The organism is Streptomyces sp. 1-11 (assembly GCF_007176755.1).
In the GTDB taxonomy this organism is placed as follows: Bacteria; Actinomycetota; Actinomycetes; order Streptomycetales; family Streptomycetaceae; genus Streptomyces.
This window is the reverse complement of record NZ_BJTV01000027.1, coordinates 17,460-42,876: the sequence shown is the minus strand read 5'-3', so window position 1 is coordinate 42,876 and position 25,417 is coordinate 17,460. Positions and strand designations below refer to the sequence as shown.

The window sequence follows — 25,417 nt, the reverse complement described above, 5'->3', positions numbered from 1 at the left end:
CGGGTCCCTCACCATCCGCGCAGTGTTCAGGATCACTCGCGAGGGCCGTGTGCGCACGTATCGCCGTGAAACGATTTGGTGTGGTTTCGAGCCGGGCCCGATGGGGAGGGAGCAGGCGTGCCCAAGGTGTCCTCCGTGGTCGTCCCGTATGCCGCGTACCTGCGCGTGTACGAGCCGCTGACCGCCTTCCCGGAGCCCGAGCGCACCCACTGGGCCCGCTACGCCCGGCGCCCGGACCGGCCCTCCTACCAGGACGAACTGCGCCGGTCGCTGGCCGACTTGCTGCCCACCCCGCCGGTCCCGGTCCCGGTGCACGAGAGCGGTGACGCCTTCGTGCTGGAGACCGACGGGGTGCTCAGCGTCTGCCCCTGGCGGACCCGGCTGCGCGGCTGGCTGGCCCTGGCGGAGCTGGGCGAGGAGCTGCCCCCGCCGGTGCTGGACGCGGTGCTGCCGCCGGTGGTGCGCCGCCAGGCGGCCCAGGACTACGAGCGCTGGCTGGACCGCAACCCGGACGCGCGCCCCTGGATCCGCACCGCGACCTGGCAGATCCCGCTGAACTGGTTCGTGCTGGTCGCCGACGCCGAGCGGCGCTACGAGAAGGCGTCCGGCGAGGTGCCGCCGATGCTGCGCTACCGCACCCCGATGGTGCAGGCCCGGCGGCGGGTGGCCCGGGCGCTGCGCACGCTGAAGGACACGATCGGGGAAGGGCCGCTGATCGACGGCCTGGTGGACGTCGGCCGCTGGCTGGAGGAGTTCCACCCGCGCTCGACCGTGGAGCTGGACTACGGCGGCCTGGTGCACGCGGTGCCGGCCGGCGAGCTGGAGGACGACCACTCGGCGGCGGACGTGGCCGCCGGCATCGAGGCGCTGCGCCAGGGCGACGGGACGGCCGCGGGCGAGGCCTACGGGCGGCTGGTGGAGCGGTGGCGGACGGTACGGGACCGGCGCTCCGCCAACTAGTGACGCAGGTCACTGTCCGAACGCTCCGGACGGCGTACGGTCCAGGGCGATTGGACCACCTGACGGGACGTTGGTCCCGATCCGGGCTTATGTCCCAAGGGTGATGGACGGCACTTACAAGAGCCTTGCCCAAGTTGCCATCCCTCATGCCAAAATAGGACAAGGAGTCCGGGGAGGGCTCCGTCCGCCAACTATGCTCCATCGTGGGCGGATTCTCCGCATTGCACGCTATAGGGGGTCTGGTGACTCCTGATCGCCACTGTGACTGATCGTCACAGTGGCGTGACTGTCCGCTATGGCATGGTCCATCGGCTTCCGTCGCTGATGAACACCTGGGAGGGCAATTCCATCGGTTTGGCCGACGCGGCTGGACAGATGGTGTAGTTGTAGTGCCGAGGACAAGCCGTTCGTCCTATAACCGACTCGACCCGCGTCCACCATTTCGGGCAACGCGGGTCAAGGTGCAGAATTTAGAGGAAAGAACCGAGAAGGTTCGGTTCTCCCGAGGAGGCCGCTCATGACCGCTCGCACCCCTGATGCCGAGCCGCTGCTGACCCCGGCTGAGGTCGCCACCATGTTCCGTGTCGACCCCAAGACGGTCACGCGGTGGGCGAAGGCCGGCAAGCTCACGTCGATCCGTACGCTCGGCGGGCACCGCCGCTACCGCGAAGCCGAGGTCCGCGCACTGCTCGCGGGCATCCCGCAGCAGCGCAGCGAGGCCTGAACAACTCAATACCGGGCGAAACGGCCGTTCCCCAAACTGGCCACGACGCCCGAACCCCTAGCTCCAAGCGACGCGGGACCTGCCCCAACAGGGCCCACGCCCAAGCCGAAAAGAACGTTGTCGGCAGCGCCACAGGGTGCGTCGTAGATCGCGCTGGACTCCGCCGGGTCCAGCGCGATTTTTTTGTGCGCCGGCCCGGGTCCGGTGCGGTGTTCGTGAGCGTCCTTGTCGGACTCTGGGGAGGGCTGTCGGATCGGCTGTGCGGGCCCTCGGGGAGGGGTGCAATTGCACATATTAAATTGACCAGTTGTATGAGGGGGGTAAGTTCCGCCGTTTCGGAAACTCATACAGTGACTCCCGTCACACGGCGGGACGCTTGTTGCTCGCATCCCGTGTGCGCTAATGGAGCGGCGCGCTCCCGACGCCCCCCGGGCGCAAGGGTGTTGGGGCGGCCGGCCACCGGTCAGGCACTGCGCGGCCGCTCGTCCTCGACGGACTCCTCGCCCCGCTCCCCGTCCGCGTCCGCGGGGCAGGGGCCGGCGTCCATCACGAGCCGCAGCAGGCGATGGCAGACGGGGCAGTGGCGGGTGAGGTGACCGTAGGACGACGCGGCCGCCAGGTGCGCCCTCAGCAGCGCCCGCGTCTCGTGCCTGGCCGATGTCGCCATACGCCACCTCCAGAGGCCGCACGCGGGGAAACGCGCTCTGCCTTCTGGGTACCGAGCCGGGGTGGCGCCGTCAAGGGCGCGGACGGCCGCACAAGGCCCGGAGAACGGCCGCACGGCGCCCGGGGAACCGGCGGAGCGGGGTGTCACGGCAGATCGGAGCAGCGTGCGCGGGTGAACCGGAGCGCGGCGCGACGGCAAAAGAAGAAGGGCCCCTTTCGGGGCCCTTCTCACTGCGGTCCTGACGGGATTTGAACCCGCGGCCTCCACCTTGACAGGGTGGCGAGCACTCCAAACTGCTCCACAGGACCAGGTTTCGCGGCACTTGCTGTTGCGCTGTGCTGCGAGAAGGACTGTACAGGAGGGTGAGCCCCCTGGTCGAACTCACCCACCGTGCCCGTCCGGCTACTGCGCCGCGGCGTCGATCGCCTTCACGATCCGCTTGTCCGAGACCGGGTACGCCGTGCCCAGCGCGTGGGCGAAATAGCTGACCCGCAGCTCCTCGATCATCCAGCGGATGTCCAGCACCTGCTGCGGCACCGGCCGCCCCTGCGGCAGCTGCTCCAGCAACCAGGCGTACTCGTCCTGCATCTCGTGGACCTTCTCCATGCGCGTGGTGTCCCGCTGGACGCCCGTCGGCATCTGCTGCAGGCGCCGGTCCGCGGCCACCAGGTAGCGCATCAGGTCGGGCAGCCGCCCTGTCCCCGCCCACGTCACGAAACCGGGCTTCACAAGGGCGTCGAGCTGCTTGCGTACGTCCGTCAGGTTCGCCAGCAGCGCGGGACTGCGAACGGCCTTCAGACGGCGCTCACAGGCCTGCCAGGCGGCCAGCACCTGCTGCACCTGCCCGACCGCGCGGACCGTCGTGTCGACGATCTCCGCGCGCACCTTGTCGAAGAGCTTCCGGTACGACTCCTCGTCCCACACCGGCCCGCCGAAGTCCCCGATCAGCTTGTCCGCAGCCGCCATCGCGCAGTCGTCGAAGAGCGCCTGCACGGAGCCGTGCGGATTCGCCGACAGCGCGAGCTTCTGGGCGTTCGTCAGCCGGTCGCTCGCGAACTTCGCCGGATTCACCGGGATGTTGCGCAGGATCAGCCGGCGGGTGCCCCGCCACATCGCCTCGGCCTGCTCGGCCTCCGTGTCGAACAGCCGCACCGAGACCGTGTCGCCGTCGTCCACCAGCGCCGGGTACGCCTTCACCGGCTGCCCCGCCCGGCGCGTCTCGAAGACCCGGGTGAGCGCGCCGATCGTCCAGTCGGTCAGACCCGTGCGCTCCAGGGACTCCCCGCCCTGCCGGGACGCGGTGGCCGCGGCGGCCTGCGAGAGCGCCTTGCGCGCCTTGGGCTTCAGGCTCAGCCGCAGCGCCTCCAGGTCCTTGTCCTCGGCGAGCGTGCGGCGCCGCTCGTCGACGATGCGGAAGGTGATCCGCAGGTGGTCGGGCACCTTCGACCAGTCGAAGTCCTCCGCGTCGAAGGGCACGCCCACCATGCGCCGCAGCTCGCGCGCCATCGTCACGGTCAGCGGCTCCTGGAGCGGGACCGCCTTCTCCAGGAACGCCTTCGCGTAGTTCGGCGCGGGCACGTAGTTGCGGCGGACCGGCTTGGGCAGGGAGCGGATCAGCTCCGTCACCACTTCCTCCCGCAGCCCCGGGATCTGCCAGTCGAAGCCCTCGTCGGTGACCTGGTTGAGCACCTGCAGCGGGATGTGCACGGTGACGCCGTCCGCGTCCGCGCCCGGCTCGAACTGGTACGTCACCCGGAACTTCAGCGGGCCCTGGCGCCAGGTGTCCGGATAGTCGGCCTTGGTGACCGCCTCCGCCGACTCCCGGATGAGCATCTCCCGCTCGAAGTCCAGGAATTCGGGCTGCTCCTGCCGCTTGCGCTTCCACCAGGAGTCGAAGTGGGCGCCGGACACCACGTGTTCGGGCACCCGCTGGTCGTAGAAGTCGAACAGCGTCTCGTCGTCCACGACGATGTCCCGGCGCCGCGCCCGGTGCTCCAGCTCCTCGACCTCGCTGAGCAGCCTGCGGTTGTCCGTGAAGAACTTGTGGTGCGTGCGCCAGTCGCCCTCCACCAGCGCGTTGCGGATGAACAGCTCGCGGGAGACCTCCGGATCGATCCGGCCGTAGTTCACCTTCCGCTGGGCGACGATCGGCACGCCGTACAGCGTCACCTTCTCGTACGCCATCACCGCCGCCTGGTCCTTCTCCCAGTGCGGCTCGCTGTACGTGCGCTTCAGCAGGTGGCCGGCGAGCGGCTCCACCCACTCCGGCTCGATCTTCGCGTTCACCCGGGCCCACAGCCGGCTGGTCTCCACCAGCTCGGCCGACATCACGAACCGCGGCTGCTTACGGAACAGCGCCGAACCCGGGAAGATCGCGAACTTGGCGTTGCGGGCGCCCAGGTACTCGTTCTTGTTGCCGTCCTTCACGTCCTTCATCCCGACGTGGGACAGCAGTCCGGCGAGCAGCGAGACATGGACGCGGTCGGCCGGGGCGTCCTCCTCGGCGAGGTGGATGCCCATCTGCTTGGCGACCGTGCGGAGCTGCGTGTAGATGTCCTGCCACTCGCGGATCCGCAGGAAGTTCAGGTACTCCTGCTTGCACATCCGCCGGAACGAGCTGGAACCCCGCTCCTTCTGCTGCTCGCGCACGTACCGCCACAGGTTCAGGTACGCCAGGAAGTCGCTGGTCTCGTCCTTGAACCGGGCGTGCTGCTGGTCCGCCTGGGCCTGCTTCTCCGCCGGGCGCTCGCGCGGGTCCTGGATGGACAGCGCCGCCGCGATGACCATCACCTCGCGGACACAGCCGTTCCGGTCGGCCTCCAGCACCATCCGGGCCAGCCGCGGGTCGACCGGAAGCTGGGCCAGCTTGCGGCCGGTGTCCGTGAGCCGCCTGCGCGGGTCCTTCTGGGCCGGGTCCAGCGCGCCCAGCTCCTGCAGCAGCTGCACGCCGTCACGGATGTTGCGGTGGTCCGGCGGGTCGATGAAGGGGAACTTCTCGATGTCGCCCAGGCCGGCCGCGGTCATCTGCAGGATGACGCTCGCCAGGTTCGTCCGCAGGATCTCCGCGTCCGTGAACTCCGGCCGCGCGAGGAAGTCCTCCTCGCTGTACAGCCGGACGCAGATGCCGTCCGAGGTACGGCCGCAGCGGCCCTTGCGCTGGTTGGCGCTCGCCTGCGACACCGGCTCGATCGGCAGCCGCTGCACCTTCGTACGGTGGCTGTACCGGGAGATCCGGGCGAAACCCGGGTCGATGACGTACTTGATCCCGGGCACCGTCAGGGACGTCTCCGCGACGTTGGTCGCCAGGACGATCCGCCTGCCGGTGTGCGGCTGGAACACCCGGTGCTGCTCCGCGTGCGACAGCCGCGCGTACAGCGGCAGGATCTCGGTGAACCGGTAGTTCTTCCGGGTGAGGGCGTCGGCGGTGTCCCGGATCTCGCGCTCTCCGGAGAGGAAGACGAGGATGTCGCCCTTCCCCTCCGCCATCAGCTCCTCGACGGCGTCCGTGATCGCGGTGATCTGGTCCCGGTCCGCGTCCTCGGAGTCCTCCTCCAGCAGCGGCCGGTAACGCACCTCCACCGGATACGTCCGCCCGCTGACCTCGATGATCGGCGCGTCGCCGAAATGCCGGGAGAAACGCTCGGGGTCGATGGTGGCCGAGGTGATGACGACCTTCAGGTCGGGCCTGCGCGGCAGGAGCTGCGCGAGGTACCCCAGCAGGAAGTCGATGTTCAGGGACCGCTCGTGGGCCTCGTCGATGATGATCGTGTCGTAGGCGCGCAGCTCACGGTCCGTCTGGATCTCCGCCAGCAGGATGCCGTCCGTCATCAGCTTGATGAACGTGGCGTCCGGGTTCACCTGGTCGGTGAAACGCACCTTCCAGCCGACGGCCTCCCCGAGCGGCGTCCGCAGTTCCTCCGCGACCCGCTCGGCGACCGTGCGCGCGGCGATCCGCCGCGGCTGCGTGTGCCCGATCATGCCGCGCACGCCGCGGCCCAGCTCGAGGCAGATCTTCGGGATCTGGGTCGTCTTGCCCGAACCCGTCTCACCGGCCACGATCACCACCTGGTGGTCCCGGATGGCGGCGGCGATGTCGTCCTTCTTCTGGCTGACCGGAAGCTGCTCCGGATAGCCGACCGCGGGCAGCCGGGAGCGCCGCTCGTCCATCCGGGCCTCGGCCTTGCCCACCTCGCCCTCGATCTCGGCGATGACGGCGGCGCGGGCCTCCGGCTTACGGATCTTGCGCGCGCCCTCGAGCCGCCGGCCGAGCCGGTGCGCGTCGCGCAGCGAGAGCTCGGTCAGACGGGTGGCGAGGGTGCCGAGGGCGGGGGCGGGATGCGTAGACATACGCGGTCCAGGATCTCACCTCACGGAAATCCCTGGCGAACGATTTGCCCGCGGGCCGCGTACGGCCCCGTGCCGGGCGGGTGCCGTCATGCCGCCGCCGGGCGCAGGGATGATCTAGCGTGGGCGACATGTCCGATTCGCCGCACGGCGCCCACGGCCGTCCGCCCACCCGGGCCGAGCGCTGGGCCGCCTTCCGCGAGTCGCCCTTCCTGCCCGCCACCGTCCTGCTGCTGATCCTCGCCGCCGCCGCCGGGCTCTTCGCCGGCTCCTACACCTACGCGATGGCCAACCCGACCCCGCACACCATCCCCGCCGCCGTCCTCGGCCCGCACGGCGAACCCGCCGCCCGGCGCTTCATCGACGGCATGGAGCAGGCCCTGGACGCCTCCCTGGCGCTGCGGCCCTACCCCACCCGGGCCGGCGCGGTACGGGCCGTCGACGAGCAGAAGGTGTTCGCGGTGATCGAGGCGACCGACGGCGGCCGGGCGATCACCCTGGACGTCTCCTCGGCGTCCGGCGCCGGCGTCGCCCAGCTCCTCGGGGAGTCGGCGGTGAAGGTGAGCCGGGCCACCGGCACCGCCGTCGCCGTGCGCGACCTCAAGCCCCTCCAGCGGGGCGACCCGCGCGGCCTCGCCATCTTCTACATCTCGCTGGCCGCCGTGATCATCGGCTTCGTCGGCTCCATCCAGCTCAGCGTGCACGCGCGAGCCCTGAACCCGATGGAGCGCATCGCCTTCACCGTCGCCTACGCCCTGCTGGGCGGGTTCACCATCGCCGCGGTGGTGGACTGGCTGCTGGGCGCGGTGAAACTGCCGTTCGTCGAGTCCTGGCTGATCCTCGCCCTGACGATGTTCGCGAGCGGCATGGTGTTCACGATGTTCAACACCCTGGTCGGCCGCTGGGCCATGCTGCCCACCTGGGGGCTGATGGTGCTCCTCGGCAACCCCTCGTCCGGCGGCGCCGTCTCCTGGCCGCTGCTGCCGTCCCCGCTCGGCACCGTCGGCCGCTGGCTGCCGCCGGGCGCGTCGGTGAACGCCCAGCACACCGCCGTCTACTTCCGCGGCCACCAGCACGCCTACCCGTTCCTGGTGCTGGCCGGCTGGGCCGTCGTCTCCGGCGCGGTCTTCCTGATCTGGCGCCACCGCCATCCGGGCGGCCGCCCGGCCTGACGCGGACCGGACCGCCTGGAAAGCGGGCGGGTCGGACCGCCTAGGAGGCGGGCGGGTCGGCGGGCGCCGCCGCCCTTCCGGCCCGGGCGGAAGCGTCGCCGAGCGCGATCGACCGCGCGGTGTTGGACACGGCCTTGATGCCGAGGTAGGCGGTGGTCACGCTGCTCACCGCGGTGAACGCGGCGGTCAGCACGCTGACGATCACGGCCTTGTCCCCGCCCAGCCGCCACACCCCGAAGGCGGCGACCCCGGCGATGGCGACGTTGCTGACCACGACGGCGAGCAGCCCGTACCGGGCCCGGTACTTCTCCAGCTCCACGTCCCGAACCACCCGCGCCTCGTCCCGGCCCATCTCGTCCCCCGTTCCGGCGGCCCTCTCCAGCAGCGAGAACGTAGCGCCCCGCACCGCCCGGCGCCACCGACTCGCGGAGCGGGGGAACCGGGACGGCCGGAACGCAACAAGGCCCCGATCCGGGGATCGGGGCCTTCGTTGTGGCTGGGGCCGGGGTCGAACCGGCGACCTATCGCTTTTCAGGCGATCGCTCGTACCAACTGAGCTACCCAGCCACGAGGCTTCCGGGGAAGCCTCAGCGGTCCTGACGGGATTTGAACCCGCGGCCTCCACCTTGACAGGGTGGCGAGCACTCCAAACTGCTCCACAGGACCAAGCTTGCGTGCAACAGTGTCGCACACGGTATTGCGTGCCCCCAACGGGATTCGAACCCGTGCTACCGCCTTGAAAGGGCGGCGTCCTAGGCCGCTAGACGATGAGGGCTATCGGCCCGCCTGGGCGCTTCTCAGCGCGTCGGGGACGTGAGAAGCATATGGGATGGCGGCGGGGTTCGCCAAAACGGTTTACGGGGAGGCGGGGGAGGCGGTGTCCGGGGCGGGGGTGGTGCCGGAGCGGCGGTGGTCGAAGACCTCGTGCGGGAGGTGGCGGCTGACCTCCGCCGTGGTCAGGCCGAGGCCGCCGAGCCTGATCTCGTCCCAGGCCTGGAGGCGGCGGCTGTCGCGGTCGACGTAGAGGATCGAGGCCTCGATGGGGTCGGGGTACTTGCCCTCCACCGCGCGCAGGCCGCTGCCCCCGGTCGAGCCCTCCATGCGCAGCCGGGTGCCGTACTTCAGCAGTTCGGTGCCCTCGTGGTGCAGGTGGCCGCAGAGCACGAGCGGGACGGTGCCGTCCGTCTCGCGGGCGGCCACGGGTTCGTGGGCGACGGCCACGTCCACCGGGGTCCCGGCCGCCCGCTGGTCGCGCAGGGCCGAGGCCAGGCGGTCGCCGGCGAGCCGTTCGGCCGCGTCGCCGCCGGTGGCGACCGAGCGGTCGGGGGTGTACTGGGGGTCGCCGATCCCGGCGAAGCGCAGGCCGGCGACGGTGCGGGCGCGGCCGTCGTCCAGCACGTGGACGTTCTTCATGCGTTCCAGGTAGCGCTGGGTGGCGCGCGAGTCGTGGTTGCCGCGGACCCAGACGTAGGGCACGCCGAGGTCGGCGATCGGGTCCAGGAAGCCGTTCTCCGCCGCCGTGCCGTGGTCCATGGTGTCGCCGGAGTCGACGATCACGTCGACCTTGTACTGCTTCACCAGCGAGGCGATGATCTTCCAGCTCGCCGGGTTGAGGTGGATGTCGGAGACGTGCAGCACGCGCAGGGTGGCCGGGTCCGGCTGGTAGGCCGGGAGGGTGGAGGTGACGTCGTAGAGCTTGGTCACGTTGGTGACCAGGCGTGCCAGCTCCTTCTGGTAGACGTCGAACTCGGTGACGATGCTGCGCGCGTTGCCGACCACGGACGGCGCCGAGGACAGCAGTCCGGAGAACCGCGGTTCGAGGACGGACTTGGGGTTCCAGGTGGCGTAGGCGCAGGCGCCGGAGGCCGCGAGCAGGGCGAGGGCGAGTCCGCCGGCGGTGACGGCGCGGCGGGGGCGGCGGTAGACGGCGAGGCCGAGGGCGGTGGCGCCGGTGACGACGGCGGCGCAGGAGCGCAGGGCCAGGTCGAGTGTGCCGTGCTCGACGTCCCGGGCGACCTCGTCCTGGAGGCCGGAGATGCGTTCGGGGTGGTCGACGAGGGCCTGGGCGCGCAGCGGGTCGAGCTGGTCGACGTTGACGTCCAGGCGGACCGGGGCGACATGGCTGTCCAGGGTCAGCGCGCCGAGCGGCGAGACGTTGATCTTCGTGCCGCCGGAGAGGGAGGGGCGCAGGGCCATGGTGGTGTTCATCGGCCCGACCGGGGCCCGTACGTTGCCGACGACGAGCAGGCCGAGCCAGGCGCCGACGAGGACGACGGCGGTGAGGCCGAGGGCGTTGGCCCAGGTGCGGGGGCGGGCGGCGAGTTCGAGGTCGGGGAGGCCGCCGGCGCGGGTGCGGCCGGGCTTGCGGTGGAGCCTGCGGGTCAGGGCTGCGAGGGGGGCGCGGACCATTGGGGCCGTATGCCCACCCCCCGGCGCGGATATGCGGCGGTCCGACCGACTCCTGGGGCCGTTCCGTACCGGACAATGACCGTGTGCTGGAGATGACGCGCGAGGAGTTCGAGGAACTGGTCGCCGAGGCGCTCGACCGGATTCCCCCGGAACTGACGCGGCTGATGGACAACGTCGCGGTGTTCGTCGAGGACGAACCGCCGGCCGACGATCCGGAGCTGCTCGGGCTGTACGAGGGGACGCCGCTGACGGACCGGGGCGAGTGGTACGCGGGGGTGCTGCCGGACCGGATCACGGTGTACCGGGGGCCGACGCTGCGGATGTGCGGGTCACGGGAGGACGTCGTCGCCGAGACGGAGGTCACGGTGGTGCATGAGATCGCGCACCACTTCGGCATCGACGACGCCCGGCTGCACGCGCTCGGGTACGGGTGAGCGGACCGGAGCCGGTTCGGGCGCGGTGCGTGTCCTCTTGCGGGCGGCGGGAGTTGGGGAGGTTGACTTCCTTTCCCGCCTCCGGAGGTGGCCGCCGTGCGCCGCTGTTACGTACCCGTCCGTCTGGCCCTCACGGCGCTCGCGGTGTCCGTGGCCGCGGGATGTGTGAGCGTCGGTGACGACGACGGCGGGGCCCGTCCCGCGCATTCGGCGGGGCGGCGTGACGGCGGGGCGCCGGACGGTGCGCCGGGCGGTGGCGGGGGCGGCTCCGGGTACGACGGTCCGGGGGGTGACGGAAAGCACGAGCACGGGGGGAAGGCGAAGCCCGGGAAGTCGGCCTCGGCCTCGGCGTCGCCGTCCGGGGAGGACGGTGAGCCGTCGGCGCCGGCGGAGCCGGGGAAGCCTTCGCAGCCGGGGGATCCCGCGCCCACCAAGGCCCAGTCGTCGCCCCCGGCGACCTCGGCGCCGCCCGAGCCGCCGGTGTCGACGCCGCCCGCGCCGAGTTCGGAGCCGCCGTCGGCGGAGCCGTCCTCGTCGGCCCATGAGGAGGCGCGGGGGCAGCTGGTGCGGCGGGTGCCGGCGCCCGCCGCGGGGGTGCCGGTGTGAGGTGTGGCGGTCGGGGCGCCGCTGACCTGGGCCGATGAGAGCGGTTTGCGTTTGGGGGTGGTGGGTGCGTATGGTGGTAGATCGTTTGATCCCATTTGCCCGGCGCCACCACAGAGCGCGCCGTGTGGCGCGTACTCTCCTTTGCCGTGGCGGACCGCATTGAGGCGGTCGTATGCGAATCACGGAGTTGACGGGCGCGTGCCGAAGAGACTCCGGAAGGTTTCGCATTCGCATGTCCGTGTCCAGTACTGATCAGATCGTCATGCCCGAGAACGAGAACGTCAACGACGAGCTCGTGGCCGGGACGACCGAGATCACCGAGGTCGCCGAGACCGCTGACACCCCCCAGTCCCCCCAGATCACCTTCGCCGACCTCGGTCTCCCCGAGGGCGTCGTGCGCAAGCTCGCGCAGAACGGCGTGACCACCCCCTTCCCGATCCAGGCCGCGACCATCCCGGACGCCCTGGCCGGCAAGGACATCCTCGGCCGTGGCCGCACCGGCTCCGGCAAGACCCTCTCCTTCGGTCTGCCGACGCTCGCCACGCTGGCCGGCGGCCGCACCCAGAAGCACCGGCCGCGTGCCGTCATCCTGACCCCGACGCGCGAGCTGGCCATGCAGGTGGCCGACGCCCTCCAGCCGTACGGCGACGTCCTCGGCCTGAAGATGAAGGTCGTCTGCGGCGGCACGTCGATGGGCAACCAGATCTACGCCCTGGAGCGCGGCGTCGACGTCCTCGTCGCCACCCCGGGCCGGCTGCGCGACATCATCAACCGCGGCGCCTGCTCCCTCGAGGACACCCAGATCGCCGTCCTCGACGAGGCCGACCAGATGTCCGACCTGGGCTTCCTTCCCGAGGTCACCGAGCTGCTCGACCAGGTCCCGGCGGGCGGCCAGCGGATGCTGTTCTCCGCGACCATGGAGAACGAGATCTCCACGCTGGTCAAGCGCTACCTGACCGACCCGGTCACGCACGAGGTCGACAGCGCCCAGGGCAACGTCACGACCATGTCGCACCACATCCTCATCGTGAAGCCCAAGGACAAGGCGCCGGTCACCGCCGCGATCGCCTCCCGCAAGGGCCGCACGATCATCTTCGTCCGCACCCAGCTGGGCGCCGACCGCATCGCCGAGCAGCTGCGTGACGCCGGTGTGAAGGCCGACGCGCTGCACGGCGGCATGACCCAGGGCGCCCGCACCCGGACGCTGGCCGACTTCAAGGACGGTTACGTCAACGCGCTCGTCGCGACCGACGTCGCCGCCCGCGGCATCCACGTGGACGGCATCGACCTGGTGCTGAACGTGGACCCGGCCGGCGACCACAAGGACTACCTGCACCGGGCCGGCCGTACCGCCCGCGCGGGCCGCACCGGCACGGTCGTCTCCCTGTCGCTGCCGCACCAGCGGCGCCAGATCTTCCGGCTGATGGAGGACGCGGGCGTGGACGCCGCGCGCCACATCATCCAGGGCGCCGGCGCCTTCGACCCGGAGGTCGCCGAGATCACCGGCGCCCGGTCGATGACCGAGGTGCAGGCCGAGTCCGCGAACAACGCGGCCCAGCAGGCCGAGCGCGATCTGGCCCAGCTCACCAAGGAGCTCGAGCGCGCCCAGCGCCGGGCCACCGAGCTGCGCGAGGAGGCCGACCGCCTCGTCGCCCGGGTCGCCCGGGAGCGTGGCGAGGACCCGGAGACCGCGGTCGCCGAGGCCCAGGCGGCCGCGGCGGAGGCCGTGGTCGAGGCCGCCGCGCAGCAGCCGGCGGAGCGCGAGAGCGAGCGTGAGGACCGTCCGGCGGCTTCGGCGCCGTACGAGCGCGGCGACCGTGGTGGCCGTGGTTTCGAGCGCCGTGACGACCGTGGCGAGCGTGGTGGCCGTGGCTTCGAGCGCCGTGACGACCGTGGCGAGCGTGGTGGCCGTGGTTTCGAGCGCCGTGACGACCGTGGCGAGCGTGGTGGCCGTGGTTTCGAGCGCCGTGACGACCGTGGCGAGCGTGGTGGCCGTGGCTTCGAGCGCCGCGACGACCGCCGTCCGTTCGACCGTGACCGGGACCGCGACCGTGGTTTCGAGCGTCGTGACGACCGTGGCGAGCGTGGTGGCCGTGGCTTCGAGCGCCGCGACGACCGCGACGACCGGGGCGACCGTGGCGGCCGTGGTTTCGAGCGCCGTGACGAGCGCCGTCCCGCCGACCGTGACCGTGGCGGCCGTTCCTTCGACCGCCGTGACGAGCGCGGCGGCTTCCGCCGCGACGACCGCGCCGGCCACCGGGGCAGCGACCGTCCCTTCAACCGCGACCGCCGCGACGACCGTCCGGGCTTCCGCTCCGCCGGTCACGACCGCCCCTACGGCCGTCGTGACGACCACCGCGGCACCGGCTCCTTCGGCCGCCGCGAGGACAAGCCGCGCTGGAAGCGCAACGGCTGACCGGCTGACCGGCTGACCGCCGGTCTCCACCACCTGTGCACGACGGCCGCGGGCCCCGGGAACTCCTCCCGGGGCCCGCGGCCGTTCCCGTCGGCCACGCCACGGGCCGCCCCCGCGCCCCAGCCGCCAGGACGGCGTCCCTGTGACGCATGTCACGGCATGGGGAAGGGAATCGCTGGGGGCATGACAGATGACGCGATAGCGACGAGTGGCACGGGCGGGCCGTCGGACGAGGAACGGCTCGCCCAGCTCGGCTACACCCAGGTCCTCGCCCGCCGTATGTCGGCGTTCTCGAACTACGCCGTGTCCTTCACGATCATCTCGGTCCTGTCCGGCTGCCTGACCCTGTACCTCTTCGGCATGGTGACCGGCGGACCGGCGGTGATCACCTGGGGCTGGGTGGCGGTCGGCCTGATGACTCTGTTCGTCGGTCTGTCCATGGCCGAGATCTGCTCGGCGTACCCGACGTCGGCGGGCCTGTACTTCTGGGCCCACCGCCTGGCACCGCCCCGCTCGGCGGCGGCCTGGGCCTGGTTCACCGGCTGGTTCAACGTGCTGGGCCAGGTGGCGGTGACCGCCGGCATCGACTTCGGCGCGGCGTCGTTCCTCGGCGCCTGGCTGAACCTCCAGTTCGGCTTCGAGGTCACCCCGGGCCGCACCGTCCTGCTCTTCGCGGCGATCCTGCTCCTGCACGGCCTGTTGAACACCTTCGGCGTCCGGATCGTCGCCTTCCTGAACAGCGTCAGCGTGTGGTGGCACGTCCTGGGCGTGGCGGTGATCGTCGGCGCGCTGGCCCTCGTCCCCGACCACCATCAGCCGGCGTCCTTCGTCTTCACGAAGTTCGTCAACGAGACGGGCTGGGGCAGCGGTTTCTACGTCGTCCTGCTCGGCCTGCTCATGGCCCAGTACACCTTCACGGGCTACGACGCCTCCGCCCACATGACGGAGGAGACCCACGACGCCTCCACGGCGGGCCCGAAGGGCATCGTGCGCTCCATCTGGACCTCCTGGATCGCCGGCTTCGTCCTGCTCCTCGGCTTCACCTTCGCCATCCAGTCCTACGACAAGCAGCTGGCGTCCCCGACCGGCGCGCCACCCGCCCAGATCCTCCTGGACGCGCTGGGCGCCACGGCGGGCAAACTCCTGCTCCTGGTGGTGATCGGCGCCCAGCTCTTCTGCGGGATGGCCTCGGTGACCGCCAACAGCCGCATGATCTACGCCTTCTCCCGGGACGGCGCGCTGCCCTTCTCCCGCGTCTGGCACACCGTCAGCCCCCGCACCCGCACCCCCGTGGCGGCGGTCTGGCTGGCCGCGTTCGGCGCCCTGGCCCTGGGCCTGCCCTACCTCATCAACTCCACCGCCTACGCCGCCGTCACCTCGATCGCGGTGATCGGCCTCTACATCGCCTACGTCGTCCCGACCTTCCTCCGCGTCCGCAAGGGCGACGCCTTCGAGCGGGGCCCGTGGCACCTGGGCCGCTGGTCGGTCCCCATCGGACTGGTCTCCGTCACCTGGGTGGCCGTCATCACGGTGCTCTTCATGCTCCCGCAGGTCTCCCCGGTCACCTGGGAGACCTTCAACTACGCGCCGGTGGCCGTCCTCGTGGTCCTGGGCTTCGCCGCCACCTGGTGGCTGGCCTCCGCCCGCCACTGGTTCCTGCGCCCGGCCCGCGTCCACACCCCCGAACCGGCCGAACCGGTCGAGAACTAGCCACGTCCCCCACGCCGACGCGGCCGGTCGCCGATACCCGATCGGAGACCCGGCCGCGTCCGGCTATGCTCGGACAGGCAACATCGCCCGGGCCCTTAGCTCAATTGGCAGAGCAGTGGACTTTTAATCCATTGGTTGTGGGTTCGAGTCCCACAGGGCCTACGGACGGCGGGCGGGGGATACCCCCTCTGACCTGCTGTGCAGCGTCCGGGTCGGCTTCGGCTGACTCGGACGCTGTCTCGTTTTCGGGCTCGTGCGTGAGCGGGGGTGCGCACGCCCTGCGGATCGGGTGCATCCAGGACTGGCCGAGTTCGCAAGCTTGTACGGTTCCCTTGGGTATCCACAGCGGTCAGCGGGGGAAACGTTGGACCTCCGGCATCAGACGGCGAACTTCGTCAATGCGTCCTGGTCGATGGTGGGGCTGCGTGACCTGATCTACGAGATGCTGAGTCTCCTCTTTACGGAACTCAGCGAGCACGGTGGCATGGCCGGCGACAACGATGCGGGCCGGGCCTTCGCCAAGGTGCACAAGGAAGCCGTCGCGACGGTTTTCGACAAGTCCGGCTTCGCTCATCAAGTGATGGCCAACGGTGCTGGCGCTCTGCTCAAGTCGTCGGAGGAGCTCCTCAAGCAGGAGAGCAAGATCGCGGCGGAACTCCTGGGGAAGAGCCCGCTGGACATGGGGATCGGTGCGCAGCCGTCCGGCCCGGACTGCAACCCGCGGGCCAGTCACAACGCGCAGGACCTGCCTGAGGTCGTCGGCGAGACCAGTGGCGTCGATCAGTACTTCTTCAATGAACGTTTCCTGGGACAGCCCCACAAGCTTCGAGCTGTGGCCAAGACGTGGCGTCAGGCGTCCAAGATTCTGGAAGACGCCTACTGGGACTCGGAGGCCGCGTGGAGGACCGCAACGCTGGAGCAGACCGGTGAGGCAGCGAGCACGGTCACGGGCTTCTTCGAGAAGTTCGTCGGCAAGAACCCGCCGCCCGGTGAGGTCGGCGAGCACGAGACGCTCATGGCGAATCTTCCCGTCGCCTGCAAGATGCTTGCCAATGCGTGCGACGCCTACGCCGATCACATAGAGACAGCCAAGCGGCGGCTGCCCTACGAGGAGACCTCACCCCTCGACAATCTCTGGCCGTGGGAGCAGCCGAGTCTCGGAGGAGACGGCCACGACGGCGGGCTCCATGAACTCGTCGCGGGGGACATGCGGATCGCTGCCCTCGGCAAGATCCCACCGGCCCTGGACAGCTCCAAGGCAAGGGTGCCGATGCCGCAGCCGGACAGCGGCGGCTTCGTGCCTGGCCTGCCGCCGCTCCTCGGTCCGCTGATCCGCATACCGACCCTGGTGCCGGTCGCCTACCGCCCCGCGAACGGCCCACGAGTCCAGCCGATCTCACCGGAGATTCCGCCAGACCCACGCTTCCCGCTACTCAAGCCCGGCGAACAGAAGAACTTCCAGACCTGGCTGAACTCCCTGCGTACGGGGGACTTTTCAGGCGGCAGGCCGGCCGAGGTCGCCTACCAGATGCGGGTGGCCGGCTATCCCGAATACGAAGTGCCCATCCCGACCGGGCACAGCGCGAACAACACGCTCATGGTGGACGGGTTCCGTGAGGCCGACGGGATGGCCATCGAGGCCAAGTACGTCAACAAGCCGAACCAGCGGTGCTACCGCTCGCTCGACGAACTCCGCATGAACCACGAGAGCGGAAAGAAGGACTTCCTCTGTCGGTCGGATCGTGACGAACTGAAGAAGTACGCCGCCGCGCTCCGCGACCCGCGTAACAAGGAGATGCGCGGAGTGGAGACGGTCACCAACAACCAGGAAGCCGTCCAGTACTGGCGCATCATGATGGCCGCCTACGGCGTCAAGGGCCATGCACGCTACATCCCCTGACTCCGCCCCCTCGCACAGGAAGCAGACTCTCATGGAACCGGAGCAGATCGCGGAACTGCGCACCATGTACATCTTCACCCCGCTGAATGGGCAGAGCTGGGGACTGACCTACGAGGGCCTGGAATCCCTGCTCCGGGAACGCGACCCCGACGAGTTCATCCGGGTCGACGACGGAACTGACGGTCCCGTCAGCGGGTCGTCGATGCACTTCGGGATCACCCTGGACGACGAGCAGCTGGAAGGCATGGCACTGCTGTCTCCCGAAGGTGTCTCGGTCAAGGACTGCACCGCACATTCGGCGGCGAGGTTCGTCCTCTGGCTGAGGAACGTCGTGGTGCCAGATGGCATGGCTGTCATGTTCAACACGGAATGGGGTCTGGAGGCCGACCTCCCGGATGCTCCCGTCCCGGACGCCACGCGCCCGCGCATCGCCGCCGCTTTCACAGAGCACCTCGTGCAGACGGGCGACCTCGACTGAACCTGACGGTGGGGAGATCCGTGCGGGGATGCCCCGGTGTCACCCGGCGGGCGGGGCGGTTCGGGGGGCTTCGGTGGTGGGGCCTAGGGTGCGGGGATGGGTTCGCGGGCGTATCTGACGGAGCTGTTCTCGCTGGACGGCCTGGTCGCGGTGGTGACCGGGGGGAGTTCGGGCATCGGGCGGGCCGTCGCGGCGGCCCTGGCGCGGGCCGGGGCGAGCACGGTGGTCGTGGCGCGCGGTGAGGCGCGACTGGCGGCCACGGTGGACGATTTGACGGCACACGGCTGCCGGGCGGCCTGGGTGGGCGCCGATCTGGGCACCCGCGACGGGGTGCGTGCGGCGGCCGAGGAGGCGGCCGGGGTGTTCGGGGAGCCCGACATCCTCGTCAACAGCGCCGGGATCAATCTGCGGCCCCCGATGGGCGAGCTGGGCGAGGACGTCTGGGACGCCACCATGGCGGTGAACCTGGAGGCGCCCTACCTGCTGGGACAGCGGTTCGGGCCCGGCATGGCCGAGCGCGGCTTCGGGCGGATCATCCACGTCACCTCCCAGCAGGCGCACCGCGCGTTCGTGCAGAGCGGCGCCTACGGCGTCTCCAAGGGCGCGCTGGAGTCGCTGGCCCGGTCGCAGGCGGAGGCGTGGTCGCCGTACGGCGTCACCTGCAACACGCTCGTGCCGGGGTTCGTCATGACCCCGCTGAACGCGCGTCTGTCCGCCGACCCGGAGCGGGTCGCGGCGCTCGCCGCGCGCACGATGACGGGCCGCAACGGCCTGGCCGAGGACTTCGCGGGCGCGGCGGTGTTCCTGGCGAGCCGTGCCTCCGCCTACGTCACCGGCCAGTCGCTCTTCGTCGACGGCGGCCTCTCCGTGCACTAGGGCCTGCCTGACCATCCCCGCCGGGGGCACGGGGCACGGGGCACGGGGCACGGGGCACGGGGCACGGGGCACGGCGCCCGGCGCCGTCCGGCCCCGCTCAGCCGGCGCTCAGTTCCGGCAGGGCGTCCAACTCACCCAGCGGCAGCGTGTGCTGCGTCTGCAGGACCTTCGCGCGCAGGTAGCGGACGTTGTGGGCCGTGGTGAAGACACCGGTCGGCACCCGGTCCCGGACCAGGACGCCGAGGGAGCGCAACTGCTCCGCCTTGTCCGGGTTGTTGGAGAGCAGGTCCAGCTCCCCGACGCCGAGCGCGCCCAGCATCTGCGCGGCGGCCGTGTAGTCGCGGGCGTCCTCCGGGAGGCCGAGCGCGGCGTTCGCCTCGTAGGTGTCGAGGCCCTGGTCCTGGAGGGCGTAGGCGTCGAGCTTGTTGTAGAGGCCGATGCCGCGTCCCTCCTGGCGGAGGTAGAGCAGCACGCCCCCGCGCTCGGCGATGCGCTCGACCGCCTCGCGCAGCTGCGGCCCGCAGTCGCAGCGGGCCGAGCCGAAGACGTCCCCGGTCAGGCACTCGGAGTGCAGCCGCACCAGCGGAACAGCCCCGGGCTCGCCGAGCACCAGGGCCACGTGCTCCTGGCCGTCGACGAGGCCGTGGAAGGTGACCATTTCGGCGTCGACGCGGTAGCCGTCGTGGAAGTGCAGCGGTACCCGGACGCGGGCGCGCGGGGTGGCGGCGGGGGTGTCGGACATGCGGGCCTCCGGGTTCCGTCCCTTGGCATCTGCTTCAGATTTGAAGCAGTGGCTCGGTCCGGGACACTACCGCATGCTTAAAAGTTCAAGCAACGCATTTCGCGCGGCCTCACGGGGCGCCCGGGTCCGGACCGTGCTCAGGGGCGGAGCGGCTCCGGCGGCTGCCCGGAGCAGGACGACGACCGCCGCCGCCACGGCACGTCCTCCGCCGCGGCCCCCGTCTCCTCGCCCTCCAGCACCCTGGCGACCCCGGCGCAGATCTCCTCCAGCTGCCCCACCTGCTCGGGTGTCAGCCGGTCGAACAGGGTGGCGCGGACCGTCTCGACGTGTCCGGGTGCCGTACGCTCCAGCACGGCCGCCCCCTGCGGGGTCAGCACCGCGAGGCTGCTGCGCCGGTCCTGGCGGCAGTTCTCCCGGCGCACCAGCCCGTCCCGCTCCAGCCTGGTCACCGCGTAGGTCAGCCGGCTGCGGGTGATCTTCAGCGTCTCGGCCAGGTCGGTCATGCGCAGCCGCCGGTCGGGCGCCTCGGAGAGGTTGGCCAGCACCGAGTAGAACAGGTGGGGCATGCCGGCCTCCTGCTGGAGCTGCCGGTCGACGGCGTCCTCCAGCAGCCGGGAGGCGGCGATGTAGGCGCGCCAGGCGCGCTGCTCCTCGGGAGTGAGCCAGCGGGTCGTCATGCCGCCAGTGTAGGTTTGTTTCAAACTTGAACCAAGACTCCGCCGGGGGTCTTCGCGAGGGAGCGCGCCGATGCCGTACCCGTACGTCCTGCTGTCCGCCGCCGTCTCCCTTGACGGCTGCCTGGACGACACCGGCCCCGACCGGCTGCTGCTCTCCAGCCCGGCCGACTTCGACCGCGTCGACGAGGTGCGGGCCTCGGCGGACGCCATCCTGATCGGCGCCGGCACCCTGCGCGCCGACAACCCCCGCCTCCTGGTCAACTCGCCCGAGCGCCGCGCCGCCCGGGTGGCCGCGGGCCGCTCCGAGTACCCGCTGAAGATCGCGGTCACCGCCTCCGGGGACCTCGACCCGGCCGCCGTCTTCTGGCACACCGGCGGGGAGAAGCTCGTGTACACCACGGACCGGGGCGCCGTACGGGCCGCCCGCGCCCTCGGCCGGACCGCCGACGTGGTCCCCCTCGGCCCCTCGCTCGACTGGCGGGCCCTGCTGGAACACCTGCACGACGTGCGCGGGGTGCGGCGCCTGATGGTCGAGGGCGGGGGGACCGTCCACACCCAGCTCCTCCAGCAGGGCCTCGCCGACGAACTCCAGCTCGTCCTCGCCCCGCTGTTCGTCGGCGACCCGGCCGCCCCGCGCCTGTTCGGCCCGGGGGAGTACCAGGGCGGCCGGCTCCGGCTCACCGAGTCTCGCCGGATCGAGGACGTCGTCCTCATGCGCTACGAACCCACCGCCCCCGGCGCCGGCCCCGCGCCCGCCGCCGCCGACCGGCACTGGCTGGCCGCCGCCTGCGAGCTGGCCGCCCTGTGCCCGCCGTCCCGCACGGCGTTCAGCGTCGGCGCCGTGGTGGTGGCCGCCGACGGCAACGAGCTGGCCCGCGGCCACTCGCGCGAGGGCGGCGACCCGGTGGTGCACGCCGAGGAGGCGGCCCTGGCGAAGCTGGACCCCGCCGACCCGCGGCTGCCCGGCGCCACCGTCTACAGCAGCCTGGAGCCCTGCTCCCGCCGCGCCTCCCGGCCCGCGCCCTGCGCCGAACTGATCCTGCGCGCGGGGGTGCGCCGGGTGGTCACGGCCTGGCGCGAGCCGGACACCTTCGTGCCGGGCGCCGACGGCACCGGCGTGCTGGCGGCCGCCGGCGTGGACGTCGTCCTGCTGCCCGAGTACGAGGGTCCGGCCAAGGCGCCGAACGCCCATCTGCTGCCCTGAGCGGTGCCGCGCGGAAACGTGTGCGCGGACCACCCCGAACATGGCGTATGCTTGAGACACAACGACGCGGGGTGGAGCAGCTCGGTAGCTCGCTGGGCTCATAACCCAGAGGTCGCAGGTTCAAATCCTGTCCCCGCTACTGAAGGCCCAGGGCCGGGATCCAGTACATGGATCCCGGCCCTGGGTGTTTTCCGCCGTGCTCCCGGCCGGGGGCCGGAAAGGCCGCCTCACGAGTCGAGTGGCGTACGTCACAGCAGGTCATCCGCTCGGGCCACAGCAGTCGCCCGCCTCCCACGGCCCCGCCACGCTGGTCGTACGTCGAGGACACGGGAGACCAGCAGTGCGCCCTGGTGAGGTGGAGGACAAGCCGTGCGCCAGGGCGGGGGGCCGGTCCCCCGGTGGTCCCGCCGCGCACCCGGACCCCGGCACCGGCCGCACGCCCCGCCCGCCCGAGCGGAGCCGCCGCCCCGGCCCGCGTACCCTGCCCCGCGCCCTCTCCCCCCTGCTCATCGCCGGCGGCCTCCTGTACGACCCTGCTCACTCCGCGCGCCTTCACCGCAGTGCCCTTCTTCACGGCCGCCCCGCTGGTCGCCGCGCCCCTGGCCTCGCTGCGCACCACGCTCCTCACCGGGCTGGCCGCGCTGGCCGCCACCTACGCGGTGCACGCCCACTCCGGTCCGGGCCTGGACGTCGACACCGCCACCCAGCTGGTCACCGTGGCCACGGTCGCCCTGCTGGCCGCCGTCATCAACCGTGTCGTACGCCTCGGCGACCGGCGGCTCGCGTCCGTCCGGGAGATCGCCGAGGCCGCCCAGCGGGCCGTGCTGCCCGAGCCCGCCGCCCGCATCGCCGGCTTCGACGTCGCGGCCCGCTACGAGGCCGCGCAGGAGGGGGCGTTCATCGGCGGCGATCTGTACGCGGTGCAGGACGGCCCGTACGGCGTGCGGCTGGTCGTCGGGGACGTGCGGGGCAAGGGCATCGGGGCGGTCGCCGCCGTCGCCGTGGTGCTGGGCGCGTTCCGGGAGGCCGCCGAGCAGGAGGCCACGCTGGAGGGGGTGGCCGGACGGCTGGAGCGCGCCCTGGCCCGCGAGGGCGCCCGGCGCGACGGAGTCGACGCGGCCGAGGGCTTCACCACCGTCGTCCTCGCGGAACTGCCGCCCGGGGAGGGGGCGGTGCGCATCGTCAACCGCGGCCATCCGCCGCCCCTGCTGCTGCACGCCGACGGCACCCTGCGCGTCCTGGCTGCGGACGACCCCGCGCTGCCGCTCGGCATGGGAGACCTCGGCCGGTGGCCCGACCGCGCGGCCCGGTACCGCTTCCCGGACGGCGCCACCCTGCTGCTCCACACCGACGGCCTGTCCGAGGCCCGGGACGCCCACGGCCGGTTCTACGACCCGGTGCGCCGGCTCGCCGGGCGCCGCTTCCCCGACCCGCGCACGCTGCTCGCCCGGCTCGTCGCGGAGGTCGGGCGGCACTCCGCGGGCGGCATGGCGGACGACATGGCGCTGCTGGCCGTCAGACGCCCCTGACGGAAAGTGACCGAAAGTGAGCGGACGGAAGCCCTCCGTTTAACGTCTGAGTCACCATCAAAATCGGCGTAACTCATGAACGCCGGTCAACTCGCCCGTTTTCCACCGGTCGTGCCGCCTACGTCCATCACGAAGCGCGTTAATGATCAAGCCGAACGGCTTGGAATCTCACAGGTGGGTCTATTAACGTTCGATAACGCAGCGCGGTCGTCCCAGCCGTCACCAGAGGCGGCTCCGTGCGCACGCGCCGAATCCCGCGAGGGAACCGGGGAACCACCACCTTGGGGTGAATCACGCGGATGCCACCGTGAACCGATCCGGTTCCCGGTACGTATACGCGCGTAGGAGACCTTCCTGCTCCGAACCCGTCAGCTAACCCGGTAGGCGGAGGAGGGAAAGGAGAACGCCCGCGTGGCGTCCAACCGGCCTGCCCCCGAGGCCTCATTCGTGCCCGGCCAGCGTGACACCGAAACATTCGGCTACGGCGGCTACCGCGCCGAAGAGGGTCCCTGGGAGGAGTGGAATCCCACCGAGGAGTCCATCCGCCCCGTACGCGGCCGACACCGCGTCGCCAAGCAGCGCGGCGGCGGACTCGCCCGCAGCTCCACCGTCCTCGGCGTCGGCGTCATCGCGGCCGTCGGCGCGGGCGGCATGGCCAGCGCCCAGACCGGCAAGCCGCCGGTGTCCATCTCCATGCCGGACCTGCCCTCCGTCGGCTCCCTCTTCGACGACGGCCACTCCGATGCGCCCAAGGCCGCCGAGGCCTCGCTGAGCACGGTCGGCACCACCACCGCCGCCGCCGGCGACCAGCAGGACGCCTCCGACGCGGGCGAGACGCTGCGCAACCGGATCATGGCCCAGGCCGAGCAGCAGCAGAGCAAGGCCGACTCCAGGGCCGCGGCAGCCGCCGCGGCCGCCGCCGAGAAGCAGGCCGCCGACGCGGCCGCCAAGGCGCAGAAGGAAGCCGCCGCCAAGGCCGCCGAGGCCAAGAAGGAGGCGGAGGCCGCGGCCGAGAAGAAGGCCGAGGAGGAGCGGCTGTCCGCGCTGGCCAAGCAGTACGCGCTGCCGACCTCGTCGTACACGATCACCTCGACCTTCGGCCAGGCCGGCTCGATGTGGTCCTCCGGGCACCACACCGGCCTCGACTTCGCCGCGCCCACCGGCACCCTGATCAAGGCCATCCACAGCGGCACCATCACCGAGGCGGGCTGGGCCGGTTCCTACGGCTACCGCACCATCCTCACCCTCGACGACGGCACCGAGCTCTGGTTCTGCCACCAGTCCTCGATCAGCGTCTCCGTCGGCCAGAAGGTCAGCACCGGTGACGTCATCGGCCGCGTCGGCGCCACCGGCAACGTCACCGGCCCGCACCTGCACCTCGAGGTCCACCCCGGCGGCGCCGCCACCGGCATCGACCCGATGGCGTGGCTGCGCGACAAGGGCCTCAACCCCTGAGCCCGGCCGGGGCCTCCTGACCCCGCCCGGCACCGCGGACCGCTTCCCCGGCGGCCCTGACACCGTCCCCCGGCGTCAGGGCCGCCGGCCGTGTTCCGGGATCCCCCGCGCGGTTCCGGAATGAGCGGTACCGGATTGATCGTTGTAACAGGGCATGACTGTCCATCTGCGCAAACTCGGCTCCTCCGACCTCGAGGTCTTCCCGCTCGCCCTGGGCGGCAACGTGTTCGGCTGGACCGCCGACGAGAAGACCTCCTTCGACGTCCTCGACGCCTACACGGCGGCCGGCGGCAACTTCGTCGACACCGCCGACTCCTACTCGGCGTGGATCGAGGGCAACAAGGGCGGTGAGTCGGAGACCATCATCGGCAAGTGGGTCAAGGCCCGCGGCAACCGCTCCGACGTCGTCATCGCGACCAAGGTCAGCCAGCACCCCGAGTACCAGGGGCTGAGCGCGGCCAACATCAGGGCCGCCGCCGACGCCTCCCTGCGGCGCCTGGACACCGACTACATCGACCTCTACTACACGCACTTCGACCAGCCCGAGGTGCCGGTGGAGGAGATCGTCGGCGCCCTGGACGAGCTGGTGAAGGCGGGCAAGGTCCGGCAGATCGCCGCCTCCAACATCAGCCCGGAGCGGCTGCGGGCCTCCCTCGACTTCTCCGACCGGGAGGGCCTGGCCCGGTACGTCGCCCTCCAGCCCCACTACAACCTGGTCTCCCGCGACACCTACGAGGGGCCGCTGCAGGACCTCGCCGCCCGTGAGGGCCTCGCGGCGGTCCCGTACTTCTCGCTCGCCTCCGGCTTCCTGACCGGCAAGTACCGCCCCGGCACGACGGTCGACAGCGCCCGCGCCGGCTCGGCCGCCAAGCACCTGGAGTCCGAGCGCGGTCAGCGGGTGCTCACGGCCCTGGACGAGATCGCCGCCGCCCACGACGCCCCCGTCGCCACGGTCGCCCTCGCCTGGCTGGCCGCCCAGCCCACGGTCACGGCTCCCATCGCCTCGGCCCGCACGGTGGAACAGCTCCCGGCGCTGCTGGGCGTGGCGGAGCTGCGGCTCTCGCAGCAGGACCTGGACCGGCTGACCCAGGCCTCCGCCTGATCCACGGCCGGG

18 protein-coding genes, 6 tRNA genes, 1 pseudogene and 1 riboswitch are annotated in these 25,417 nt (G+C 71.5%); of the genes and pseudogenes, 15 read left to right on the top strand and 10 right to left on the bottom strand.

The genetic code is table 11. From position 1 onward, the window contains the following. The first annotated feature begins 117 nt into the window (after positions 1-117). Both TNCT1_RS34290 and bldC read left to right on the top strand, forming a co-directional pair. The gene (locus tag TNCT1_RS34290; protein WP_143640030.1) at positions 118-960 is read left to right on the top strand and encodes a hypothetical protein; all 843 of its coding nucleotides are present in this window, start codon (positions 118-120) and stop codon (positions 958-960) included. Positions 961-1,477: 517 nt separating this feature from the next. Continuing rightward, on the top strand, positions 1,478-1,684 hold the full coding sequence (gene bldC, locus TNCT1_RS34285) for a developmental transcriptional regulator BldC (protein ID WP_003949541.1): 207 nt from the start codon (positions 1,478-1,480) through the stop codon (positions 1,682-1,684). A gap of 463 nt (positions 1,685-2,147) precedes the next feature. On the opposite strand, the gene TNCT1_RS34280 is transcribed toward bldC, so the two are convergent. The 3 genes from TNCT1_RS34280 to hrpA form a co-directional block, all read right to left on the bottom strand. After that, positions 2,148-2,351, bottom strand: coding sequence for a DUF6274 family protein (locus TNCT1_RS34280; protein WP_143640028.1), 204 nt, complete (start codon positions 2,349-2,351; stop codon positions 2,148-2,150). A 233-nt stretch (positions 2,352-2,584) separates the two neighbouring features. Then, positions 2,585-2,659, bottom strand: a tRNA-Asp gene (locus TNCT1_RS34275). 94 nt (positions 2,660-2,753) lie between these two features. Then, a complete protein-coding gene (hrpA, locus tag TNCT1_RS34270) occupies positions 2,754-6,698 on the bottom strand; it encodes an ATP-dependent RNA helicase HrpA (RefSeq protein WP_143640026.1) in 3,945 nt (1,314 codons plus the stop codon). Positions 6,699-6,826: 128 nt separating this feature from the next. Between hrpA and TNCT1_RS34265 the strand changes: the two genes are divergently transcribed. Then, positions 6,827-7,867, top strand: coding sequence for an ABC transporter permease (locus tag TNCT1_RS34265; protein WP_143640024.1), 1,041 nt, complete (start codon positions 6,827-6,829; stop codon positions 7,865-7,867). 40 nt (positions 7,868-7,907) lie between these two features. Here the strand turns inward: TNCT1_RS34265 and TNCT1_RS34260 are convergent, their stop codons facing one another. The 5 genes from TNCT1_RS34260 to TNCT1_RS34240 all read right to left on the bottom strand — a co-directional run bounded on the left by TNCT1_RS34260 (position 7,908) and on the right by TNCT1_RS34240 (position 10,276). After that, positions 7,908-8,273, bottom strand: coding sequence for a hypothetical protein (locus TNCT1_RS34260; protein ID WP_373920527.1), 366 nt, complete (start codon positions 8,271-8,273; stop codon positions 7,908-7,910). Between the two features lie 87 nt (positions 8,274-8,360). Beyond that, positions 8,361-8,434: transfer RNA gene (locus TNCT1_RS34255), tRNA-Phe, on the bottom strand. 24 nt (positions 8,435-8,458) lie between these two features. Then, positions 8,459-8,533 (bottom strand) — tRNA-Asp (locus TNCT1_RS34250). Between the two features lie 36 nt (positions 8,534-8,569). Continuing rightward, positions 8,570-8,642: transfer RNA gene (locus TNCT1_RS34245), tRNA-Glu, on the bottom strand. Between the two features lie 80 nt (positions 8,643-8,722). Then, the gene (locus TNCT1_RS34240; protein WP_143640021.1) at positions 8,723-10,276 is read right to left on the bottom strand and encodes a metallophosphoesterase; all 1,554 of its coding nucleotides are present in this window, start codon (positions 10,274-10,276) and stop codon (positions 8,723-8,725) included. Between the two features lie 83 nt (positions 10,277-10,359). On the opposite strand from TNCT1_RS34240, the gene TNCT1_RS34235 reads away from it, so the two are divergent. The 7 genes from TNCT1_RS34235 to TNCT1_RS34200 all read left to right on the top strand — a co-directional run bounded on the left by TNCT1_RS34235 (position 10,360) and on the right by TNCT1_RS34200 (position 18,696). Beyond that, on the top strand, positions 10,360-10,710 hold the full coding sequence (locus TNCT1_RS34235) for a metallopeptidase family protein (protein ID WP_143640018.1): 351 nt from the start codon (positions 10,360-10,362) through the stop codon (positions 10,708-10,710). A gap of 838 nt (positions 10,711-11,548) precedes the next feature. Then, on the top strand, positions 11,549-13,732 hold the full coding sequence (locus TNCT1_RS34225) for a DEAD/DEAH box helicase (protein ID WP_174266549.1): 2,184 nt from the start codon (positions 11,549-11,551) through the stop codon (positions 13,730-13,732). A 183-nt stretch (positions 13,733-13,915) separates the two neighbouring features. After that, positions 13,916-15,442: an amino acid permease gene (locus tag TNCT1_RS34220; protein WP_143640014.1), complete on the top strand. Its 1,527-nt coding sequence runs from the start codon at positions 13,916-13,918 to the stop codon at positions 15,440-15,442. 89 nt (positions 15,443-15,531) lie between these two features. Continuing rightward, positions 15,532-15,604, top strand: a tRNA-Lys gene (locus TNCT1_RS34215). Between the two features lie 202 nt (positions 15,605-15,806). After that, on the top strand, positions 15,807-17,342 hold the full coding sequence (locus TNCT1_RS34210; protein WP_235903043.1) for a restriction endonuclease fold toxin-2 domain-containing protein: 1,536 nt from the start codon (positions 15,807-15,809) through the stop codon (positions 17,340-17,342). A 31-nt stretch (positions 17,343-17,373) separates the two neighbouring features. Next, the gene (locus tag TNCT1_RS34205; protein WP_143640012.1) at positions 17,374-17,820 is read left to right on the top strand and encodes a hypothetical protein; all 447 of its coding nucleotides are present in this window, start codon (positions 17,374-17,376) and stop codon (positions 17,818-17,820) included. Between the two features lie 96 nt (positions 17,821-17,916). Next, positions 17,917-18,696, top strand: coding sequence for an SDR family NAD(P)-dependent oxidoreductase (locus TNCT1_RS34200; RefSeq protein ID WP_143640010.1), 780 nt, complete (start codon positions 17,917-17,919; stop codon positions 18,694-18,696). 97 nt (positions 18,697-18,793) lie between these two features. Here the strand turns inward: TNCT1_RS34200 and ribA are convergent, their stop codons facing one another. Beyond that, on the bottom strand, positions 18,794-19,438 hold the full coding sequence (gene ribA / locus TNCT1_RS34195; RefSeq protein ID WP_143640008.1) for a GTP cyclohydrolase II: 645 nt from the start codon (positions 19,436-19,438) through the stop codon (positions 18,794-18,796). Positions 19,439-19,575: 137 nt separating this feature from the next. After that, positions 19,576-20,115: a MarR family winged helix-turn-helix transcriptional regulator gene (locus TNCT1_RS34190; protein WP_143640006.1), complete on the bottom strand. Its 540-nt coding sequence runs from the start codon at positions 20,113-20,115 to the stop codon at positions 19,576-19,578. Positions 20,116-20,185: 70 nt separating this feature from the next. Here TNCT1_RS34190 and TNCT1_RS34185 point away from each other — a divergent pair, with 70 nt between their 5' ends. The 5 genes and pseudogenes from TNCT1_RS34185 (at position 20,186) to TNCT1_RS34165 (ending at position 25,405) form a co-directional block, all read left to right on the top strand. Further along, positions 20,186-21,319, top strand: coding sequence for a dihydrofolate reductase family protein (locus tag TNCT1_RS34185; protein ID WP_143640004.1), 1,134 nt, complete (start codon positions 20,186-20,188; stop codon positions 21,317-21,319). 65 nt (positions 21,320-21,384) lie between these two features. After that, positions 21,385-21,458: transfer RNA gene (locus TNCT1_RS34180), tRNA-Met, on the top strand. 201 nt (positions 21,459-21,659) lie between these two features. Beyond that, positions 21,660-22,848: pseudogene (locus TNCT1_RS34175) on the top strand (PP2C family protein-serine/threonine phosphatase). Positions 22,849-23,083: 235 nt separating this feature from the next. Beyond that, a riboswitch (cyclic di-AMP (ydaO/yuaA leader) is annotated at positions 23,084-23,250 on the top strand. Positions 23,251-23,259: 9 nt separating this feature from the next. Beyond that, a complete protein-coding gene (locus TNCT1_RS34170; protein WP_143640002.1) occupies positions 23,260-24,303 on the top strand; it encodes a M23 family metallopeptidase in 1,044 nt (347 codons plus the stop codon). A gap of 154 nt (positions 24,304-24,457) precedes the next feature. Beyond that, on the top strand, positions 24,458-25,405 hold the full coding sequence (locus TNCT1_RS34165; protein ID WP_143640000.1) for an aldo/keto reductase: 948 nt from the start codon (positions 24,458-24,460) through the stop codon (positions 25,403-25,405). Positions 25,406-25,417 lie beyond the last annotated feature (12 nt).

Bases quoted from the DNA above. Each gene is read 5' to 3' on its own strand.
- bldC (WP_003949541.1), top strand. From the start codon at position 1,478: ATGACCGCTCGCACCCCTGATGCCGAGCCGCTGCTGACCCCGGCTGAG.
- TNCT1_RS34265 (WP_143640024.1), top strand. From the start codon at position 6,827: ATGTCCGATTCGCCGCACGGCGCCCACGGCCGTCCGCCCACCCGGGCC.
- TNCT1_RS34205 (WP_143640012.1), top strand. From the start codon at position 17,374: ATGGAACCGGAGCAGATCGCGGAACTGCGCACCATGTACATCTTCACC.
- TNCT1_RS34165 (WP_143640000.1), top strand. From the start codon at position 24,458: ATGACTGTCCATCTGCGCAAACTCGGCTCCTCCGACCTCGAGGTCTTC.
- TNCT1_RS34225 (WP_174266549.1), top strand. From the start codon at position 11,549: ATGTCCGTGTCCAGTACTGATCAGATCGTCATGCCCGAGAACGAGAAC.
- hrpA (WP_143640026.1), bottom strand. From the start codon at position 6,698: ATGTCTACGCATCCCGCCCCCGCCCTCGGCACCCTCGCCACCCGTCTG.
- ribA (WP_143640008.1), bottom strand. From the start codon at position 19,438: ATGTCCGACACCCCCGCCGCCACCCCGCGCGCCCGCGTCCGGGTACCG.
- TNCT1_RS34190 (WP_143640006.1), bottom strand. From the start codon at position 20,115: ATGACGACCCGCTGGCTCACTCCCGAGGAGCAGCGCGCCTGGCGCGCC.
- TNCT1_RS34240 (WP_143640021.1), bottom strand. From the start codon at position 10,276: ATGGTCCGCGCCCCCCTCGCAGCCCTGACCCGCAGGCTCCACCGCAAG.
- TNCT1_RS34280 (WP_143640028.1), bottom strand. From the start codon at position 2,351: ATGGCGACATCGGCCAGGCACGAGACGCGGGCGCTGCTGAGGGCGCAC.
- TNCT1_RS34200 (WP_143640010.1), top strand. From the start codon at position 17,917: ATGGGTTCGCGGGCGTATCTGACGGAGCTGTTCTCGCTGGACGGCCTG.
- TNCT1_RS34220 (WP_143640014.1), top strand. From the start codon at position 13,916: ATGACAGATGACGCGATAGCGACGAGTGGCACGGGCGGGCCGTCGGAC.
- TNCT1_RS34185 (WP_143640004.1), top strand. From the start codon at position 20,186: ATGCCGTACCCGTACGTCCTGCTGTCCGCCGCCGTCTCCCTTGACGGC.